The 19,028-nt window shown below is 71.8% G+C and carries 17 protein-coding genes; 1 reads left to right on the top strand and 16 read right to left on the bottom strand.

Going from position 1 to position 19,028, the window contains the following annotated elements; all coding sequences use genetic code 11:
• Positions 1–14: 14 nt before the first annotated feature.
• The 10 genes from argH to AB0B55_RS32275 all read right to left on the bottom strand — a co-directional run bounded on the left by argH (position 15) and on the right by AB0B55_RS32275 (position 11,438).
• Positions 15–1,478 (bottom strand): argininosuccinate lyase, encoded by a 1,464-nt coding sequence (gene argH, locus AB0B55_RS32320; RefSeq protein WP_357134728.1) that lies wholly within the window; start codon positions 1,476–1,478, stop codon positions 15–17.
• Positions 1,479–1,560: 82 nt separating this feature from the next.
• A complete protein-coding gene (locus tag AB0B55_RS32315; protein ID WP_357134708.1) occupies positions 1,561–2,076 on the bottom strand; it encodes an arginine repressor in 516 nt (171 codons plus the stop codon).
• On the bottom strand, positions 2,073–3,008 hold the full coding sequence (gene argF, locus AB0B55_RS32310; RefSeq protein ID WP_357134710.1) for an ornithine carbamoyltransferase: 936 nt from the start codon (positions 3,006–3,008) through the stop codon (positions 2,073–2,075). The genes AB0B55_RS32315 and argF overlap by 4 nt, the downstream gene beginning before the upstream one ends.
• Entirely contained in the window at positions 3,005–4,249 is a 1,245-nt protein-coding gene (locus tag AB0B55_RS32305; RefSeq protein ID WP_357134713.1) for an acetylornithine transaminase, read from the bottom strand. The genes argF and AB0B55_RS32305 overlap by 4 nt, the downstream gene beginning before the upstream one ends.
• Positions 4,246–5,151, bottom strand: a complete 906-nt coding sequence (argB, locus tag AB0B55_RS32300; RefSeq protein ID WP_357134714.1) for an acetylglutamate kinase — start codon at positions 5,149–5,151, stop codon at positions 4,246–4,248. The genes AB0B55_RS32305 and argB overlap by 4 nt, the downstream gene beginning before the upstream one ends.
• A complete protein-coding gene (gene argJ / locus AB0B55_RS32295) occupies positions 5,148–6,320 on the bottom strand; it encodes a bifunctional glutamate N-acetyltransferase/amino-acid acetyltransferase ArgJ (protein ID WP_357175922.1) in 1,173 nt (390 codons plus the stop codon). The genes argB and argJ overlap by 4 nt, the downstream gene beginning before the upstream one ends.
• Positions 6,321–6,375: 55 nt before the next feature.
• Positions 6,376–7,377: an N-acetyl-gamma-glutamyl-phosphate reductase gene (gene argC / locus AB0B55_RS32290; protein ID WP_357134718.1), complete on the bottom strand. Its 1,002-nt coding sequence runs from the start codon at positions 7,375–7,377 to the stop codon at positions 6,376–6,378.
• A gap of 151 nt (positions 7,378–7,528) precedes the next feature.
• On the bottom strand, positions 7,529–8,356 hold the full coding sequence (locus tag AB0B55_RS32285; protein WP_357175919.1) for a hypothetical protein: 828 nt from the start codon (positions 8,354–8,356) through the stop codon (positions 7,529–7,531).
• Complete coding sequence (locus tag AB0B55_RS32280) at positions 8,353–10,041, bottom strand: HEAT repeat domain-containing protein (protein WP_357175916.1); 1,689 nt, start codon at positions 10,039–10,041, stop codon at positions 8,353–8,355. Before AB0B55_RS32280 ends, AB0B55_RS32285 begins: the two co-directional genes overlap by 4 nt.
• Positions 10,042–10,652: 611 nt before the next feature.
• Positions 10,653–11,438 carry a hypothetical protein gene (locus AB0B55_RS32275; protein WP_357175913.1) on the bottom strand — a complete coding sequence of 262 codons (786 nt, stop codon included), beginning with the start codon at positions 11,436–11,438 and terminating at the stop codon, positions 10,653–10,655.
• 176 nt (positions 11,439–11,614) lie between these two features.
• Between AB0B55_RS32275 and AB0B55_RS32270 the strand changes: the two genes are divergently transcribed.
• A complete protein-coding gene (locus AB0B55_RS32270; RefSeq protein ID WP_357175909.1) occupies positions 11,615–12,499 on the top strand; it encodes a Crp/Fnr family transcriptional regulator in 885 nt (294 codons plus the stop codon).
• Between the two features lie 45 nt (positions 12,500–12,544).
• Here AB0B55_RS32270 and pheT read toward each other — a convergent pair whose 3' ends face one another.
• The 6 genes from pheT to infC form a co-directional block, all read right to left on the bottom strand.
• Entirely contained in the window at positions 12,545–15,094 is a 2,550-nt protein-coding gene (gene pheT / locus AB0B55_RS32265) for a phenylalanine--tRNA ligase subunit beta (protein ID WP_357175906.1), read from the bottom strand.
• Positions 15,095–15,135: 41 nt separating this feature from the next.
• On the bottom strand, positions 15,136–16,215 hold the full coding sequence (gene pheS / locus AB0B55_RS32260; protein WP_357134722.1) for a phenylalanine--tRNA ligase subunit alpha: 1,080 nt from the start codon (positions 16,213–16,215) through the stop codon (positions 15,136–15,138).
• A 220-nt stretch (positions 16,216–16,435) separates the two neighbouring features.
• On the bottom strand, positions 16,436–17,233 hold the full coding sequence (locus AB0B55_RS32255; RefSeq protein ID WP_357175903.1) for an RNA methyltransferase: 798 nt from the start codon (positions 17,231–17,233) through the stop codon (positions 16,436–16,438).
• A gap of 83 nt (positions 17,234–17,316) precedes the next feature.
• On the bottom strand, positions 17,317–17,709 hold the full coding sequence (rplT, locus tag AB0B55_RS32250; RefSeq protein ID WP_007458417.1) for a 50S ribosomal protein L20: 393 nt from the start codon (positions 17,707–17,709) through the stop codon (positions 17,317–17,319).
• 32 nt (positions 17,710–17,741) lie between these two features.
• Positions 17,742–17,936 (bottom strand): 50S ribosomal protein L35, encoded by a 195-nt coding sequence (gene rpmI, locus AB0B55_RS32245; protein WP_355053110.1) that lies wholly within the window; start codon positions 17,934–17,936, stop codon positions 17,742–17,744.
• A 20-nt stretch (positions 17,937–17,956) separates the two neighbouring features.
• Complete coding sequence (gene infC, locus AB0B55_RS32240; RefSeq protein WP_355053109.1) at positions 17,957–18,604, bottom strand: translation initiation factor IF-3; 648 nt, start codon at positions 18,602–18,604, stop codon at positions 17,957–17,959.
• Positions 18,605–19,028: the final 424 nt, after the last annotated feature.

Below are 19,028 nucleotides of genomic sequence, written 5' to 3'. Positions count from 1 at the left end.
CGCCACGCCTGGCGTCAGCGGGGTACGACCCGCTCGGTGGCCCACTCCCGCCAGCCGGCCAGCCGGTCCGCCGCGGCGGCGAGCTGGTCGGCGACCGGACCGGGGCCGGTCGAGCCGGGGGTGGTGCGGGCCGCGAGGGCCGAGCGCACCGAGAGCACGTCACGCACGGACGGGTCGAGGTGCTCGCTGACGGCGGCCAGGTCGGCGTCGGAGACGTCCTCCAGCTCGCACTCGCGGGCCGCGCAGAGCGCCACCAACCGACCGGTGATCTCGTGCGCGTCACGGAACGGCACGTTGCGCCGGACCAGCCAGTCGGCGACCTCGGTGGCGAGGGAGAAGCCCACCGGCGCGGCCGCGACGAGCCGGTCCACCCGGACGGTCATCGTCGAGATCATCCCGGCCAGGGCCGGGAGCAGCAGCTCCAGGGTGTCGACGGCGTCGAACGCGGGCTCCTTGTCCTCCTGCATGTCCCGGTCGTACGTCATGGGCAGGCCCTTGAGCATGGTCAGCACCGTCATCAGGCCGCCGACCAACCGGCCGGACTTGCCCCGGGCCAGCTCGGCGATGTCCGCGTTCTTCTTCTGCGGCATGATCGACGAACCGGTCGCGAACGCGTCGTCCAGCTCTACCCAGCCGAACTCGTGCGACGTCCACAGCACCACCTCCTCGCCCAGGCGGGACAGGTGCACCCCGATCAGCGCGGTGGTGAAGAGGAACTCGGCCACGAAGTCCCGGTCGGCGACCGCGTCCATCGAGTTGGCGAACGACGTGCGGAAACCCAGCTCCTTGGCGACCGCCACCGGGTCCAGCGGAAGCCCCGACCCGGCGAGCGCGCCCGCGCCGAGCGGGCTGATCGCCGCCCGGTGGTCCCAGTCGCGCAGCCGCTCCAGGTCGCGCAGCAGCGGCTGCACGTGGGCCAGCAACCAGTGCCCGAAGGTGACCGGCTGGGCGTGCTGGAGGTGGGTCATACCGGGCGCGGCCGTGTCGACGTGCCGCTCGGCCTGCTCGACGAGCGCCTCGGCCAGCTCGACGACGCGGCTGGCCACACCCCGCGCGTGGTCCCGCAGGTAGAGCCGCAGGTCGGTGGCGACCTGGTCGTTGCGGGACCGACCGGCACGCAGCTTGCCGCCGAGGCTCCCCAGACGCTCCAGCAGCCCCCGTTCCAGCGCGGTGTGCACGTCCTCGTCGTCGACGGTGGGCCGGAACGCCCCCGACGCGCAGGCCGCCTCCAGGTCGTCCAGGGCCGCCAGGATGCGGCCCAGCTCCTCCGGGTCGAGCAGGCCGGCGCCGGCCAGGACCCGGGCGTGCGCCCGGGAACCCGCGATGTCGTACGGGGCCAGCCGCCAGTCGAACTGCACGCTCACCGACAGCCGGGCGAGCGCCTCGGCGGGGCCACCGGCGAACCGGCCACCCCACAGGCTCGTCCGGTTGGTGCCGGCGCTGTTCTCGGTGAGGGTCTTGTCGTCCACGCCGCCCATTGTGGTCCCCATGTTCGTCAGCCACCCATCCGGGCGGCACGGGCCGCAGCCATCCGGCTCGGCGTGCTCCACCTGTGCGCGGTCACGGTGCGCTGTCCCCTTCGACGCTGTCTTCCCGGCGGGACCAACCGGCGAGCTTGTCGCCGAGCGCGGCCCCACCGACGGTCTCACGGGCCACGACGAGAATGGTGTCGTCGCCGGCGATGGTGCCGACGACCTCGGGCAGGCCCGCCCGGTCCAACGCGCTGGCCAGGTACTGGGCCGCACCCGGCGGGGTACGCAGCACCGCGATGTTGCCGCTGGCGTCCACCCCGTTGAGCAGCTCGCGCAGCAGGCGCACCAGCCGGGCCGGGGCGGCCTCGGCGTCGCGCAGCGGCCGTTTCCCGTCCTCGGGGATCAGGTAGACGGCCGGGCCGTCGCCGCCGCGCACCTTGACCGCGCCCAACTCCTCCAGGTCGCGCGAGAGGGTCGCCTGGGTGACCCCGACGCCGTCGGCGGCGAGCAGGTCGGCCAGTTCGGTCTGCGAGCGTACGGGCCGGTCCCGGATCAGCTCGACGATCCGGGCGTGCCGGGCGGCGCGGGTCAAGGGGGCGGTCATCGTCGCTCCCCGGAGGCCGCGAGCAGGAACGCCAGCAGCGCCTTCTGGGCGTGCAGCCGGTTCTCCGCCTGGTCGAACACCGCGCTCTGCGGACCGTCGAGCACCTCGTCGGTGATCTCCTCGCCCCGGTGCGCCGGCAGGCAGTGCAGCACGATCGCGTCCGGCGCGGCGTGGTCGAGCAGCTCCTTGTTGACCTGGTACGGCAGGAACGGGGTGATGCGGTCCAAACCGTCGGCCTCCTGACCCATCGAGGTCCAGGTGTCGGTGGCCAGCACGTCGGCGTCGCGGGCCGCCTGCGCCGGGTCGGTCAGCACCCGTACCGACCCGCCGGTCCCGGCCGCGATCTCGGCGGCCCGCCGCACCACGTCCTCGTCCGGCGCGAACCCCGCCGGGCCGGCGATCCGCACGTGCATCCCGGCCATGGCCCCGGCCAGCAGGTACGACTGCGCCATGTTGTTCGCGCCGTCGCCCACATAGGCCAGGGTCCGGCCGGACGTGCCGCCGCACCGCTCCCGGATGGTCAGCAGGTCGGCCAGCAGCTGGCAGGGGTGGAACCCGTCGGTGAGCGCGTTGACCACCGGGACGGTAGCGCCGCCGGCGACCTCGGCGATCCGGTCGTCGCCGTGGGTACGCAGCACGATCGCCGCGACGTAGCGGGACAGCACCCGGCCCGCGTCGGCGAGCGTCTCGCCCCGGCCGAAGTGAGTGACCTGGGTGTCCACGACCAGCGGATGGCCGCCCAGCTCGGCGATGCCGACGTCGAACGAGATCCGCGTCCGCAGACTCTGCTTGTCGAAGAGCACCGCCACCGAGCGGGGGCCGGCCAGCGGTTGGTGGCCGAACCGATCGGCCTTCATCCGGGCCGCCAGGTCGAGCACGCTCGACTGTTCGGCGGGCGAGAGGTCGTCGTCGCGCAGGAAGTGCCGGATCATGCGGTCGTCCCCGTCGTGGTGGGCTGGGTGGAGGATTCGGTGGTCGCGGGAGCGCTCGTGCCGGCCGCCGCCGGGGCCGTCGCGTCCAGGGCCGCCGGGAGCGCGGCGAGGAACGCGTCGACCTGCTCGGTGGTGAGGATCAACGGCGGGGCGAGGCGGAGTACGCCCGGCTGCACCGGGTTGGTCAGGAAGCCGGCCTCCCGCAGCGCCTCGGCCAGGACCGTCGACACCGGCGCGGTGAGCACCACGCCGAGCAGCAACCCGGCCCCGCGTACGCCCGCGACGAGCGGGTGGTCCAGCGCCTCGATGCCCCGACGCAGCCGTTCGCCGACGCGCTTGACGTGGTCGAGCAGCCCTTCGTTGGCGATGGTAGCCACCACGGCGAGCGCGGCGGCGCAGCTCACCGGGTTGCCGCCGAAGGTCGTACCGTGCGAGCCGGGGGTGAGCAGGTCGGCGGCCCGGCCGAAGGCGAGCGTCGCGCCCAGCGGCAGCCCACCACCCAGGCCCTTGGCCAGGGTCACCACGTCGGGCTCCACGCCCTCGGCCTGGTGGGCGAACCAGTGCCCGGTACGGCCGATGCCGGTCTGCACCTCGTCGAGCACCAGCAGCGCCCCGTGCCGGGCGGTGATCCGCCGGGCCGCCGTCAGGTAGCCGGTCGGCGGTACGACCACGCCGTTCTCACCCTGGATGGGCTCCAGGATCACCATTGCGGTGGCGTCGGTGACCGCCGCCTCCAGGGCGCTCACGTCGCCGTAGTCGACGTGGGTCACCTCGCCGGGCAACGGCCGGAACGGGTCCGCCTTGGCGGGCTGACCGGTCAGGGCGAGGGCGCCCATGGTGCGACCGTGAAAGCCGCCGTTGGTGGCGACCACGTGGCTGCGCCCGGTGCGCCGGGACAGCTTGAAGGCGGTCTCGTTCGCCTCCGCGCCGGAGTTGGCGAAGAAGACCCGGCCGGCTCGGCTGCCGGCGAGCGCCAGCAGCAGCTCCGCGAGAGCCACCGGCGGCTCGGCGACGAAGAGGTTGGAGACGTGCCCCAGCGTGGCCACCTGCTTCGACACGGCGGCCACCACCGCCGGATGGGCGTGACCGAGAGCGTTCACCGCGATCCCGCCCACCAGGTCCACGTACTCGCGGCCCGCCTCGTCGACCACCACGGCGCCCGCGCCGGAGACCAGCGCCAGCGGCGGAGTTCCGTAGTTGTCCATCATGGACTGCGTCCACCGTCGCACCAGACTGCTCATGCCCCGTCCGTCCCGTCCTGCGGCACCACCATCGTTCCGAACCCTTCCGACGTGAACACCTCGAGCAACGTGGAGTGCGCCACCCGGCCGTCGACCACGTGCGCGGCCGGCACGCCCCCGCGCACGGCCCGCAGGCAGGCCTCCATCTTCGGTACCATCCCCGACTCCAGGCGGGGCAGCAGCTTGGCCAGGTCGTCCGCGGTGATCACGGAGACCAGGCTGTTGGTGTCCGGCCAGTCGGCGTACAGGCCGGCCACATCGGTGAGGACGACCAGCTTGCGGGCCCGTAGGGCGACGGCGAGCGCGGCGGCGGCGGTGTCCGCGTTGAGGTTGTGCAGGACACCGTCGACGTCCGGCGCGACCGTCGAGATCACCGGGATCCGGCCGGCGTCGATCAGGTCGGTCACCGCCGAGGTGTCCACCGACTCGACGTCGCCCACCTGGCCCACGTCGACCGGCAGCCCGTCCACGTACGCCGGGCGGCGCACCGCCGTGAACAGCCGCGCGTCCTCGCCGGAGAGGCCGACGGCGTACGGGCCGTGCGAGTTGATCAGCCCGACCAGCTCCCGCCCGACCTGCCCGACGAGCACCATCCGGACCACGTCCATCGCCTCGGCGGTCGTCACCCGCAGACCGCCCCGGAACTCGCTCTCGATGCCGAGCCGGCCCAGCATGGCCGAGATCTGCGGACCGCCGCCGTGCACCACCACGGGCTTCAGACCGGCGTACCGCAGGAACACCATGTCGGCCGCGAACGCCCGCTGCAACTCCGGCTCGGTCATGGCGTTGCCGCCGTACTTGACGACGACCGTGGAGCCGGAGAAACGCGCCAGCCAGGGCAGCGCCTCGATCAGCGTCTCCGCCTTCACCTGCGCACGGGTGAGATCACTGCTGAGATTCATGTCGAGTACGCCGAGTTCTCGTGCACGTACGCGTGGGACAGGTCGTTGGTCCAGATGGTGGCCGTCGAATCGCCCGCGCGCAGGTCGATCCGGATGCTGACGTCCCGCGCGCTGAGGTCGGCCGTCGAACGGTCCTCGGCCACCGCGCCGCCCCGGCACAGCCAGACCCCGTTGACGGCCACGTCCACCTTGTCCGGCTCGAAGGCGGCCGTGGTGGTGCCGACCGAGGCGAGGATCCGACCCCAGTTCGGGTCGTTGCCGAACAGGGCGGTCTTGACCAGGTTGCTGCGAGCGACCGAGCGGCCCACCTCGACCGCGTCGTCCTCGGTCGCGGCCCCCACGACGTCGATGGCGACCTGCTTGGTGGCGCCCTCCGCGTCGGCGATGAGCTGCTGCGCCAGGTCGTGGCAGGCCGTGGTGACCGCGGCGGCCAACTCGGCCGGGGTCGGCTCGATGCCGCTGGCGCCGCTGGACAACAGCAGCACCGTGTCATTGGTGGACATGCAGCCGTCGGAATCGACCCGGTCGAACGTCACCCGGGCCGCGGCGCGTAGCGCCTCGTCCAGGACCGCCGGCCCGGCCACCGCGTCGGTGGTGAGCACGCAGAGCATGGTGGCCATGCCCGGCGCGAGCATGCCGGAGCCCTTGGCCATGCCGCCGACCGTCCATCCACTGCCCCGGGCCACCGTGGTCTTCGGCCGGGTGTCGGTGGTCATGATGGCCTCGGCGGCGGCCAGGCCGCCGTCACGCGACAACTGCCGGATGGCGGTACGGACGCCCGGCAGCAGCTTGTCCATCGGCAACCGCTCACCGATCAACCCGGTGGAGCAGACCGCCACCTCGCCGGCCCCGAGGAGCAGCCGCGGGCTGACCGCGCTCAGCGCCGAGGCGGTGTGCTCGGCCGTGGCGTGCGTGTCCTGGAAACCGGCCGGGCCGGTGCAGGCGTTCGCGCCACCGGAGTTGAGCACCACCGCGCGGACCACGCCGCCCTGCACGACCTGCTGGCTCCAGAGCACCGGCGCGGCCTTGACCCGGTTGGTGGTGAAGACACCGGCGACACCGGCGTCCGGGCCGTCGTTGACCACCAGCGCGAGGTCCGGGCCACCGCTGGCCTTCAGTCCGGCGGTCACTCCAGCGGCCCGGAACCCCCGAGGGGTGGTGACACTCACGCGACTCCCCTCCCGTTCGCGACTGCGGGACTGGGCCGCGCTGCACTCCTCGCGTTCACGGGCTGACTCCCCAGATCGACAGGCCCGTCGTCTCCGGCAGGCCGAGCATCAGGTTGGCGTTCTGCACGGCCTGGCCGGCGGCGCCCTTGCCGAGGTTGTCCAGGGCGCTGACCACGATCAGCCGACCCGAGTCGACGTCGACGGTGGCCTGCAGATGACACGAGTTGGAGCCCAGCGTGGCGGCCGTGTGCGGCCACCTCCCCTCCGGCAGCACGTGCACGAACGGCGCGTCGGCGTACGCCCGCGTCAGCACCTCCTGCGGGTCGACGCCGCGGGCCGGCACGGCGGTGACCGTGGCGAGGATGCCGCGTGGCATCGGCGCGAGGACCGGGGTGAACGATAGGCCGGTCGCCCCGGAGGCCTGCTTGATCTCGGGCACGTGCTGGTGGGTGCCGACCCGGTACGGCGACAGGTCGCCCATCACCTCGCTGCCGAGCAGGTGCGGCTTCGCCGCCCGGCCCGCGCCGGAGGTGCCCGAGGCGGCGACCACGACCACGTCGGCGGGGTTGGCCGCGCCGTCGGCGATCAGCGGCGCGAGCGCGAGGGTGATCGCGGCGGCGTAGCAACCGGTGTTCGCGACCCGGGTGGAGCCCGCGATCAGCTCCCGCTGGCCGGGCAGCTCGGGCAGGCCGTACGTCCACTGGCCGGCGTGCGTGCCGCCGTAGTACTGCGCCCAGGCGTACGGGTCGGCGAGCCGGTGGTCGGCGCCCAGGTCGACGACGCGTACCTCGGGCGGGAGCTGGGCCGCGAGGGCCGCCGACTCGCCGTGCGGCAGCGCCAGGAAGACCAGGTCGGCGTCGGCGAGGATCGACGGATCGGTCTCGCCGAACACCAGGTCGAGCCCGGTGAGCTGCGGATGCGCCACGTCGACGCGGTGCCCGGCCTGGCGGTGCGCGGTGGCGGCGACCAGCTCGAACTCCGGGTGCCCGGCGACCAGACGCAGCAGCTCACCGCCCGCGTACCCGCTCGCGCCCGCGACCGCGACTCGAATTCCCATACCCACCTCCGCATGACTATGCAGAGGAGACTAGCAAGAGTGATTGTTTCCTGCAAGTTAATACAGCCTACTGCATGGTGATGAAGGCCGGTGTCGGTCGGCGCAGGGTGGCGTCCTCCACCCGGGCGTTCCAGCAGAGGACGCCCCGCTGTCAGCTCGACTGCTCGGACAACCCGTGCTGGCGCTCGTACGTCCGCAGGGCGGCGTCCCACGCCTCCGTGTACTCGCTCGGCCCCATACCGAGATCCCCGTGCCCCCGAACCGCCTCGCGCAGCAGTCTCACGAGTTCGGGCACGGCCTCCCGACGCTCCTGGACGTACCGACCGAACACCTCGGCGAACTGCTCGCTTGTCAACCGCGCCGCGTGCGAGGTGACGGGATCGTCCTCGAGATTCTGCAGCACGGCACACCAGCGACGAGTCAGCTCATCCGCCTGGGCCGCCCGGATCTTCTGCAACTCGTGATCACACTCAAGCCGAATCCGATCCTCCCAGTACGGCCGGAGCCGCTCACGCACCCGCTCGTCGGGACTGACGCGGACGAGCACCCCGAAGTGCGGCGAACCCTCACGCGGCCAGCGCTGACCACCGAGCAGACTGTTCAGCGCACGTTCGAGGTCGTGCGAACGGTGGGGCTCGTGTTCACGTGCCAGGTCCACCGCCCGTTCCCGGACGATCCCGCCAGCCCACCCCAGATACCGCTCGGCGCGAAACCGAAGCTCCTCGTAGGTCATGTTCTGCGCCGTCCAGTTGTAGACGGTGTGCAGGCGGAAGTCGTAAGCGTCCCCCTTCGCCGGCACCAGGATCGGCACCGGGACGTCCTGCCGGAATGTCACGGTGGCGGGGACGATCGGCGCAGGTGGGGCCGGCGGAAGCGGGGGCTCGGTCGGCGGGAAGAACGCATGCCACCAGCGGCGGCGTTCCACCTGCCCAGGTACGGGTGCTCTCGTGCCGGGGCCACCGACAGGGCCTGCGCTCATCGCGTCTCCTCATCGATCAGTAGTTGTACGTCGTCGAGCAGGTCGTGGTGTGGCATGACCGGACGCCACACGTGGTGAAGCTGATGGTTCAGGCGATGACGCAGCGCGGGCTGTCCGGCGATGACGTGACGCAGCAGGTCAAGGCAGTGGCCGGCGACGACCGGCTGCTGGTCCGCCCGGTCCAACCAGAAGCCAAGGGTTCGCCACGATCGGTACGCCGTTCTTGGCAGGCTGAGAGCGGTCGCCCAGACGACGGCAAGGTCGGCCAGTTCGATCGTTCGCTGGTCCACCAGGTGCAGCAGCTCCGGCCAGTGCTCTCGGGGCGGTTCAGCCCAGCGGTCCGCAAGTACCCGCAGGGTCCGCGCCGCGTGGAGTCGCACCTCAGGATCGGCCGACGAGGTCCAGTCCACCAGGGCCGGCAATACGCTCGCCGCGTGACCGTTGCGGTACACCTCGACCAGCCCTCGTACGACGGAGTTGTTCCGCCGCTGCATCCGGGCCTGCGCAACCTGACGCAGTTGGACCAGCGCCGACTCCGGCCAGAGCCGGGCCAGCCCGAGGCTGTACGCACGGGCCACGGTGTCCCGTAGGTGAGCTGCTGAACCGGCTACCCACTGATCGAGTTCGGCCCGAATCCGAGTACGCAACCCAGGCTGCATCGCCATGGCGACCAGGACGATCGCTGCGGCCTGCCGAACCCCTGCCCGCCGTTCCCGGGCCAGTTCCCCCACGGCGTCGAGGGCTGCCTGCACATCGCGTGTCGCAGACCAACCGATGGCGCCCGCTGCGGCCTGTCGGACCGCCGGAGAGTCTCCGCGGATCAGGTCTGCCAACCAGTCGAGCAACTGCTTGGGCGACCACCACTCCGTCCACGCGACGTCCAGTAACACCGACCGGAGCGGCTGGGCGCCGGGCGAGAAGTCGATCCGGCACCCACCTGGTACGCGCGGGTCGGTCAGCCGTGTGACGGCCTGGCCCAGTGTCGACCCCAACAGTGCGTCGAGCATCGAACCCCGAAAAGGGGCGCCGGTCGAGGCGGGTTCCTGGAAGTCGAACCGGGCCAGACGCTGAGCTGCCTGGTGTATCTCGGTCACGGGCTGCCCGGCAAGGACGGCACAGGACAGGCGGAAGGCCCGCACCTCGTCGTGAGGGAACGCGTCGACCTCCTCGCCGCGGCGTCGCACGTCGAGGATCTCGGCCGCGCGCTCCCGTAGTTGGAGCGGCAGAAACTGCTCCAGCCGCTCAGCCAGCGCGCCGCCCTTCGGAACCGTCCGAGCGATCGTCGCGACAATCGCGATGACGTCGCCGGGTCGAGTTTCGCTGGCCAGGTAGGCCGATAGCAGTGGATGCCCGACGCAGTCCTCATCCACGTATCGCTCTACGCAACGCCCCTCGCACGTGCCTGTGCACCAGCCGACGCACTGCCCTGTGAGCTGTTGGCGAAGCTGCGCCCTAAACACCTCGGCCGCCGGGGCCGAACGGTGTTCGACGATGTGGCCGACTAAATCGTGCTTTCGTCGGGAGAAGTCCCCGACCAGAATGAGCGTGCTGCCGGAGGTCTCGGCCCGGGCCGCCAACGCCACGAGCGTGAACCCGTCCACCTCGCGAACAGCCGCCTCGTTCAGCCGGAGCACGTAACCGTGCCCGGCGGGCAACGGTGCGTCCACGCCGAGCAGGTCGGCCAACTGGTCGACACCGAGTACGCGGACCCGCTCGAACCCGTGTCTCCGGGCCACCGCCAGGGTGGCTGAGGTGAACCGTCCGCTTCCAACCGAGCCGGAGAGGCAGACCAGGTGGTGATGCTGGAGTTGGTGGTCGAGCCGCCGATCACTCGGCGCGTCGGCATACCTGCCCGCAGTCTCACGAAGACCGGCCTCGACAAGGGTTTGGAACCAGACGCGCCCTGCGCCGTCGGATCGTCCGGCGGTGACGTTGACCGTTCCGATGGCGACGGCACCAGGGCCGGTGGCGTTCTGTCCCTGAACCCGAACATCGCCGACATCGATCGTCGAACCGCCCAGCAGGCCAGCCAGCCTACGCAGCACGTCCCCGGGATCCAGGAGGTCTTCCGGATCGTCCTCCTCCGGTGGTTCCTCGGCCGGCTCCGCAGGAGAGACCGGCTCATCCTCGCCGTCGAGGGACTCCACCGCGACAGGCGAGCCGTCCCGGGGTCCGCGAACCGCGCCATACACGACGTCACCGTGTGGGCCATCGCCGGAGGCATCCTCCAACACGTCGTGCCAAGGGTCGTCCAGGTCCCCCGGACTGTCGGCGGAGACAGGGGCGTACCGACCGCTCATCGGGGATCGCCTCTACCCGTACCGAAGTTCCCGTCGCGGCCGACCGAGCCGATCGCCGTCGCGCCCGGACCGATCGCGTTCTGCCCCTTGACCCGGATGTCCCCGGTACGAATCCCGCCGTGATCCGTGGGGCTCTCCGCAGTCTGCCCAGGGCCGTGCTCGGTGGGCGACGGGACGACCGGGATCGTGGTGCCGTTGATGTCCTCGTCCACCACGCACAGCCAGGCGTCCTCGCGGAATTCCTTGTCCGGGTGGGCCACCTCGATCCGAACGAACCGCTCCGGCCGCATCTCCTCCGGGTACTCGGTGACCACATCACGAAAGATCTCGGTCGAGACGACAAGCGCGACGCCGGCATCAGGGAAGGCGGCCAGCGCCTGCTTGACCGGAGCGGCCTCGCACAAGCGACAGACGAACACCACGGCGTTGCCCGGGAAGCCGTTCGCACCGTCCAGGTGCACCAGCCCCTGGTGCACTGCAACCCGGAGCCGGATCTTTGCAGCCGGGAGACGGCTGCTGTTGTGGTGGCGTAGCCGCCGGTTCAGCTCCGGAACGAACCTGCCGATCACCCGCGACTCGGACACCTCACGAGGCACGATCGCCAGCTCGCCGTCGCCCGCCTGCTGAGTCGTCCAGGCCACCCGGTCGAGACCGACAGCTTCGGCGGCCTCGTGCAGCAGCTCTCGGAAGTGCCGCTGCGCCTCGTACTGTTGGACGTTGCCGCGTCTGCTGTACCGCTCCATATCCACCGAGATCAACAGCCGCCGCTCGGGATGTCGCATCCAACTTCCGCCCTTCTTCATCCGGCTTGCCCCGCGGGCAAGCACCGCAGGAGCCATCGAACCGGTATGCGCGGACCGGAATCCCGTAGAACTACGGCATCCCAGGCGGAAGTCGAGAACCCGTCATCCCGTCCTGCTGAGGGATCACCCAGCCACCCACGCGCTGTGCTTGTCGCATGAGGACGGATCTGCTTGACCTGCTGCTCAGCCTCGGGTTACCCCCGATGGTGGTGTTGGCCCTGACAGCGGTTCGCCTGTTGATCGAGGTGTTGGTCGAAGCAGGGGCATCGCGCTACGCGCAGGAACCGCTACGCTTCGGCGGCTGTCCCTGGAGAAGGAGGCTGCGGGTGCTACGACCACGCGACCTGGCCGGCGACACGTGGCCCTACGGCACGTTCCTGCAACGGCTCGCTCCACGGGAGCGGACGGCGCTACTGCGGTTGGGTGTCCGTCGTCAGGTCCCCGCCGGGCAGATCGTGATCCACGAGGGCGTACGGGAGACCCATCTCGTACTCCTCGAAGAGGGCCTCACCAAGGTCACCGCCACGCTGCCGGATGGCCGGCCCGCTCTCCTGTCGCTCCGCGTCGGAGGCGACCTCGTGGGCGAGATGTCCGCGCTCAACAACGAACCCCGCTCCGCTACGGTGACGACCTGCGGTCCGGCGATCTACAGCGTGATCCAGCCGGACCGTTTCAAACGGTTCCTCAAGGAGCACCCGGACGCGGCTCTCGAACTCGCTGCGATGGTCTCCGACCGGCTGCGCTGGTCCAACCGACGACGGATCGACTTCACCTCGTACCCGGTGAAACTGCGGGTGGCCCGGGTGATCGCCGACCTCTGCCGCAGCCACGGTCGACAGGGACCGGACGGCGTCATCATCGACGTTCGACTTACGCAGCCCGACCTGGCAACCATCTGCGGCGCCTCCGAGACCGCCATTCAGAAGGCCCTGCGAGAGCTGCGATCGGACGGATTGGTCGACATCGACTACCGTCGGATCACCGTCTGTGATCTACCGGGCCTGCGCGAACTCGGCGAGCTGGAGTCCGGCGACGGCTGACGGGCCCTCTCCCCCGCGCAAGGGGGAGAGGGCCCGTCAGCTGTGTCAGGCGCCGCGCAGGGTCGCGCCGAAGCGGTCGGCCGCGACGGCGACCGCCGCGTCCCGGGCGGCCAGCGCCTCCTCGACGGTCAGCGTCCGGTCCGGGGCGCGGAACGTCAGCTTGTACGCCAGCGACCGGCGACCCTCGCCGAGCTGCGCGCCGGAGTACACGTCGAACAGTCGCACGTCCTCCAACAGCTCGCCGGCGCCCGCCTCCAGCGCCCGACGCACCTGTTCGGCCGGGACCGACTCGTCCAGCACCAACGCCACGTCGATCAACGCCGGCGGGAACCCGGACACTGTCGGCGCGGGAACCACCGGCACCGGCGGCAGCACGTCCAGGTCCAGCTCCATGGCGCAGGTGCGGCGGGGCAGTTCCAGGGCCGCCACCGCCGCCGGGTGCAGCTCACCGGCGTATCCGACGACGGTGTCGTCGACCCGCAGCTCGGCGCAGCGGCCCGGGTGCCACGGCGCGTGCTCGGCGGCCCGTACCTCGACCCGCTCGTCGGGGATGCCGGCGGCGGCCAGCACGTCCCGGGCCGCCTCGATGGCGTCGGCCCACCCGGCCGGGCGGCCCGCGCCCCACCAGCCGGCCGGGTCCAGGTCACCGGCGAGTACCGCCGCGACGTGCACCGGTTGGGCCGGCACGACCGCGTCGGCGGCGGCGAACTCCTCGTCGGTGGGTCGCCGGTCCACGCCCATCGCCGGCGGGCTGCCGGCGTCGGGGCGCGGGTGGAAGACCGCGCCGATCTCGTAGAGGGCGAGGTCGCGGTGACCCCGGCCGAGGTTGCGCTTGAGGATGCCGAGCAGCGGGCCGAGCAGCGTGGTGCGCAGCAGCGGCTCCTCCTCGGACAGCGGGTTGGCGAGGCGCACCGCGGGTCGGCGCGGGTCGTCGGCCGGCAGTCCGAGCTGGTCGGCCAGCTCCGGGGAGACGAAGGGGTGCGCGAGCACCTCCACGTACCCCCGCTCGGCCAGCGACCATGCGACGGCCCGGCGGCGACGCTGGCGCGGGGTCAGGCCGTTCCCGGGCGGCGCGGTCGGCAGCACCGACGGCACCTTGTCGTACCCGTCGAGGCGGACGACCTCCTCGACCAGGTCGGCCGGGTCGGTCAGGTCGGGCCGCCAGCTCGGCGGGGTGACGCTCAGCGCCGACCCGGCGCCGCTGGCCGTGCCGACCGCGCCCGGGTCCTCGGAGAGCCGGTCCGCGCCCTGCGCGACCGTGCAGCCCACCTGCTCCAGCAGGGCGACGACCCGCGCGGGCGGGTACTCGACGCCGACCCGCCGGGTCGGCAGGTCCGCCGGCAGGGTGATGGGGGTACGCGGCCGGACGTGGTCGATGTCCAGGATCTCGGCGCTCGGAGCGCCGCCACCGTGCTCGGTGAGCAGCCGCACGGCCCGCTCCAGCGCGACCAGCGGCACCGCCGGGTCGACGCCCCGCTCCCAGCGCTTCGCGGCCTCGCTGAACAGCTTGTGCCGGCGGGCCGTGCGCCCGACCATGGCCGGGTCCCAGTGGGCGGCCTCGAAAAGCACGTTTGTGGTCTTTCCGGTGTCGACCTCGCTGGTCTCGCCGCCCATCACCGCCGCGAGCGAGATCGGGCCCGTGTCGTCGCAGATGACCATGTCGTCGGCGGTGAGCACCCGGCTGACACCGTCCAGGGTGGTCAGCTTCTCCCCCGCCTCGGCACGGCGGACCACCAGCGGGCCGGCGATCCGGTCGGCGTCGAAGGCGTGCATCGGCTGGCCCAGCTCCAACATCACGTAGTTGGTGATGTCGACGGGCAGCGAGATGCTGCGGATGCCGGCGGTAACGAGCCGCTGGGCCATCCACGACGGCGTGGGCGCGGCCGGGTCGACGCCGCGCACCAGGCGGGCGGCGTACCGGTCACAGCCGACCGTGTCGCGGACCTCGACCGGGTACGCCGGCGTCGGCGTACCGCCCGGCGCGGGCGCCATCCCCGGGTCGCGCAGCGGCACCTCGAACGCGTGCGACAGCTCCCGGGCCAGGCCGCGCAGGCTCAGCGCGTACCCCCGGTCCGGGGTGATCTCCAGCTCGAACACGACGTCGTCGAGGCCCACGACGGACCGTGCGTCGTCACCCGGCTTGGCGGTCACCTCCGGCGGCAGCACGATGATGCCCGAGTGGTCGTCGCCCAGGCCCAGCTCCCTGGCCGAGCAGATCATGCCGGCCGAGTTGTGCCCGTACGTCTTGCGCGCGCCGATCGCGAACCCGCCGGGCAGCACGCCGCCGGGCAGGATCACCACGACCCGGTCGCCGACGGCGAAGTTGCGCGCCCCGCAGACGATCTCCTGCGGCTCGCCGGTGCCGTTGGCGGCGCCCACGTCCACCCGGCAGAACCGGATCGGCTTCTTGAAGCCGGTCAGCTCCTCGATCTCGCGTACCTCGCCGACGACGAGCTGACCGGTGACGCTCGCGCGCAGGTCCTGCACGGACTCGACCTCGATGCCGAGGTCGACCAGGGCCTGCTCCAGATCGCCGGTGGGCAGGTCGGCGGGGAGGTCGACGTACTCCCGCAGCCAACTGAGAGAAACTCGCATGACTTCAGACCACCGTTCCCGTGTCTCGTACCCGCATCGCCCTACGCCCCGGTCCCGAGCGCGCGGCTGAACCGCACGTCGCCCTCGAAGAGATGGCGGATGTCGCTGACCCCGTGCCGGACCATCAGGGTCCGGTCGATGCCCATGCCGAAGGCGAAGCCGGAGTAGACCTCCGGGTCGACCCCGCAGGCGCGCAGCACCCGGGGGTTGACCATCCCGCAGCCACCCCACTCGACCCACTGCGGACCGTCGCGGTGCTCCGGGAACCACACGTCGAACTCCGCCGACGGCTCGGTGAACGGGAAGTAGTGCGGCCGCCACCGGGTCTTCGCCTCGGGGCCGAACATCGCCCGCGCGAAGTGGTCGAGGGTGCCCCGCAGGTGCGCCATCGTGATGCCCTTGTCGACCACCAGGCCTTCGGCCTGGTGGAACACCGGGCTGTGGGTGGCGTCGATCTCGTCGGTGCGGTAGACCCGGCCGGGCACGATCACGTAGATCGGTGGCTTGCGGCTGAGCATGGTGCGGGTCTGCACCGTCGACGTGTGCGTTCGTAAAACAAGCCCGGAGCCCGCGGACCCATCAGGGGATGCGATGTGGAAGGTGTCCATCAGCCCGCGCGCCGGGTGGTCGGCGGGGATGTTCAACGCGTCGAAGTTGACCCACTCCAGGTCGACCTCGGGCCCCTCGGCCACCTCGTAGCCCATCCCGACGAAGAGGTCGCTGATCGACTCCATCAGCGTGCTCAGCGGGTGCCGGGCACCACGGGGACGCCGGGCGTACGGCAATGTGACGTCCACCCGCTCCTCCACGAGCACCCGCGCGGCCTGCTCGCGCTCCACCACCTCGGCGCGCTCGGCGTACGCGGTCTCGATCGCCCGGCGGGCCTCGTTGACCCGCTTGCCGGCGTCGGACTTCGCGGCCGGCGGCAACGCGCCGATCTCCCGGCGCGCGAGGGACACCGGAGACCGGTCACCGAGGTGCGCGGGGCGCAGCGCGGTCAACGCGTCCGGGTCGGCGGCGTCGTCGAACGCCTTCGTGGCGTCGGCGACGGCCTCGGCCAGGGCGGCCGGGTCGAGCAGGGCGACCTGCTTCGGGTCGTACGGATCGTTGCGGTAGCTCATGGCGTACGGGCACTCCCTCACGGCGGCGCCAGCCCGTCATCGGGGCGGCGAAGCGAGTCTACGGACGCGCGGCTGCGCCGCAGCCCGCCGGTAGGAGTTGCGCAGGGAGCAGGTCAGGCCCGCCGCCCGCCGACACCGGCGGGCTGGCTAAACGAACGCCGTGGCACGTTCATGGACGGACGCTCTCCCCTGCTGTCAGTCGCGCCGGGTGTAGACACCCTCAGCGCTGTGCTCTCGCTGAAGCGTACAGGCAGACGGCCGCCGCGGCAGCCAGGTTGAGGCTCTCGGCGCGCCCGTACAGCGGCACCCGCACCCGGGCGTCGGCGGCAGCGGTCAACGCCTCGGGCAGCCCGTGCGCCTCGGAACCGAACAGCCAGGCGGTGGGCCCGACGAGCCGGCCGTAGTCGGTCAGATCATCCAGGTCGCTGTCGCCGTACCCGGTGGTGGCGAAGATCGACAGCCCGGCGGCGCGCAGCGCGTCGACCACCGCGACCGGATCGGGCGCGCGCACCACGTCGACGTGGAACAGGCTGCCGGCGGAGGCGCGGACACACTTGCCGTTGTACGGGTCGACGGCGTCGCCGGCGAAGATCACCGCGCTCGCGCCGGCCGCGTCGGCGGTGCGCAGCACGGTGCCGGCGTTACCCGGGTCGCGGATCTCGGCGAGCACCGCCACCAGGCGGGGAGCACCCGCGAGGGCCTGCTCCAGCGGCACGTCCAGGTGCCGGCAGACGGCGACGAGCCCCTGCGGGGCGACCGTCTCGGCCAGGGCCGCGAGGGCGTCGTCGGTCACCTCGGAGACCGGCACGTCGGCCCGGGCCGCCGTGGCGGCCAGCTCCGGGTGCCGATCCAGCGCGGTGGTCGTACCAAAAAGCTCGGTGACCACCCCCGACCGCGCCAGGGCCTCGCGGACCGCCTGCGGGCCCTCGGCCAGGAACCGGCCGGCGGCGTCGCGGTCCCGGCGGCGTTGCAGGCGGCGGGCGGCGACAACCCTGGGGGTACGGGGGGTGAAGGCCATGGGGTTTGCTCCTTCGGCACGATCGAGGCGCCCCCCGGACGGCGGTGCCGACGCGGGAGACGCCTCTCTCTGGTGCGTGGGGATCAGGCGGCCTGAGCCGCCGCGCCGCCGGTGCCCTCGGCCGTGACCGCAGCCCGAGCCAGCTCGACGATCGCCGCGAACGAGGCGGCGTCGTTGACGGCCATGTCGGCCAGGATCTTGCGGTCGACCTCGATGCCGGCCAGACGCAGGCCCTGGATCAGGCGGTTGTAGGTCATCCCGTTGGCCCGGGCGCCCGCGTTGATCCGCTGGATCCACAGCTGCCGGAAGTCGCCCTTGCGGTCACGACGGTCCCGGTAGGCGTACTGCATCGAGTGCAGCACCTGCTCCTTGGCCTTGCGGTACAGCCGGGAGCGCTGGCCGCGGTAACCACTCGCGGTCTCCAGCAGGGTACGACGCTTCTTCTGGGCGTTTACAGCCCGCTTGACGCGTGCCATCTCAACTCCTTCTTACGTAAAGGTGGCGCGCGTCAGCGGCCGAGCAGCTTCTTGATGCGCTTGACGTCGGCCTTGGCCAGCACGACCGTGCCGGTCAGCCGGCGGGTCTGGGTGGAGGGCTTCTTCTCCAGGTTGTGGCGCAGGCCGGCCTGCTGGGCAACGACCTTGCCCTTGCCGGTCAGCTTGACCCGCTTACCCATACCCGTGTGGCTCTTCATCTTCGGCATGTGGAACGTCTTCTCCCCTGTTACTCGCCGCTGGTGGCGGCGGTGCCGGTGTCGCCGGCTGCTGCGGTCTCGCCGACCGCCGCGGTCTCATCGGCTGCCGGAGCGGCGGACTCGTCCCCGACCCGGTCCCGAGGACCACCGCGCGACGCCGTGGCGGCGACCGCGGAAGCCTTGACGGCCCGGTGCGGAGCGAGAACCATGATCATGTTTCGGCCGTCCTGCTTGGGAGCGGCTTCGACGTATCCCAGATCCGTGATCTCGGACTCGAGCCGGCGCAGGAGCCGGTAACCCAGCTCCGGGCGGCTCTGCTCGCGACCGCGGAACATGATCGTCACCTTGACCTTGTCGCCCGCCTTGAGGAACCGCACCACGTGACCCTTCTTGGTCTCGTAGTCGTGCGGGTCGATCTTCGGCCGAAGCTTCATTTCCTTGATGACGGTCTGCTGCTGGTTACGCCGCGCTTCGCGCGCCTTGAGTGCGCTCTCGTACTTGAACTTGCCGAAGTCCATGAGCTTGCACACCGGCGGGCGCGCCATCGGCGCAACCTCGACCAGGTCCAGATCGACGTCCGCGGCCAGCTGAAGGGCGCGCTCCAGCGGGACGATGCCCACCTGCTCACCCTCTGGGCCGACCAGTCGGACCTCACGTGCCCGGATCTGCTCGTTCACGCGTGGTTCGACGCTGATGGGGCCTCCTCGAGTCGTTTCTGCTCAGGTGCCGACCCCTGCGGCTCCCGGGAGGGACCCGACTTGGAAAACAGAAGGCCCTGGCGCATGCCAGGGCCCGCTCGACCGGTCGGCACGATCACAGGATCGCGCATCCGGGACCGGGACATGCCCGGAACCGGTGACCGGACCCGGCCACCGTAGCGGCGACTCGGGTGGGAGCAGGCGCTCCGCTTTCGAGGCTGTCTGCTCGCATGCGGAGACAGCCTGGTCGACTCGACAACACTACACCGCCGCCCCGCCCACCCCCAAACCGGACACCCCGGCTGGCGCAGGCACCGTCCGGCGGGCGCGGGGCGCGGGGCGCGGGGCGCGGGGCGCGGGGCGCGGGGCGCGGGGCGCGGGGCGCGGGGCGCGGGGTGATCAA

It is taken from the genome of Micromonospora sp. NPDC049107 (assembly GCF_040648595.1).
Lineage (GTDB): Bacteria > Actinomycetota > Actinomycetes > Mycobacteriales > Micromonosporaceae > Micromonospora.
Note: the sequence above shows the minus strand (reverse complement) of the source record. Positions and strands in the feature narration are given on the sequence as shown.

What these genes read in the sequence shown, in the direction of transcription:
- argH (WP_357134728.1), bottom strand. Translation starts at nt 1,478, where the DNA reads ATGGGCGGCGTGGACGACAAGACCCTCACCGAGAACAGCGCCGGCACC.
- AB0B55_RS32315 (WP_357134708.1), bottom strand. Translation starts at nt 2,076, where the DNA reads ATGACCGCCCCCTTGACCCGCGCCGCCCGGCACGCCCGGATCGTCGAG.
- argF (WP_357134710.1), bottom strand. Translation starts at nt 3,008, where the DNA reads ATGATCCGGCACTTCCTGCGCGACGACGACCTCTCGCCCGCCGAACAG.
- AB0B55_RS32305 (WP_357134713.1), bottom strand. Translation starts at nt 4,249, where the DNA reads ATGAGCAGTCTGGTGCGACGGTGGACGCAGTCCATGATGGACAACTAC.
- argB (WP_357134714.1), bottom strand. Translation starts at nt 5,151, where the DNA reads ATGAATCTCAGCAGTGATCTCACCCGTGCGCAGGTGAAGGCGGAGACG.
- argC (WP_357134718.1), bottom strand. Translation starts at nt 7,377, where the DNA reads ATGGGAATTCGAGTCGCGGTCGCGGGCGCGAGCGGGTACGCGGGCGGT.
- AB0B55_RS32285 (WP_357175919.1), bottom strand. Translation starts at nt 8,356, where the DNA reads ATGAGCGCAGGCCCTGTCGGTGGCCCCGGCACGAGAGCACCCGTACCT.
- AB0B55_RS32275 (WP_357175913.1), bottom strand. Translation starts at nt 11,438, where the DNA reads ATGCGACATCCCGAGCGGCGGCTGTTGATCTCGGTGGATATGGAGCGG.
- AB0B55_RS32270 (WP_357175909.1), top strand. Translation starts at nt 11,615, where the DNA reads ATGAGGACGGATCTGCTTGACCTGCTGCTCAGCCTCGGGTTACCCCCG.
- pheT (WP_357175906.1), bottom strand. Translation starts at nt 15,094, where the DNA reads ATGCGAGTTTCTCTCAGTTGGCTGCGGGAGTACGTCGACCTCCCCGCC.
- pheS (WP_357134722.1), bottom strand. Translation starts at nt 16,215, where the DNA reads ATGAGCTACCGCAACGATCCGTACGACCCGAAGCAGGTCGCCCTGCTC.
- AB0B55_RS32255 (WP_357175903.1), bottom strand. Translation starts at nt 17,233, where the DNA reads ATGGCCTTCACCCCCCGTACCCCCAGGGTTGTCGCCGCCCGCCGCCTG.
- rplT (WP_007458417.1), bottom strand. Translation starts at nt 17,709, where the DNA reads ATGGCACGCGTCAAGCGGGCTGTAAACGCCCAGAAGAAGCGTCGTACC.
- rpmI (WP_355053110.1), bottom strand. Translation starts at nt 17,936, where the DNA reads ATGCCGAAGATGAAGAGCCACACGGGTATGGGTAAGCGGGTCAAGCTG.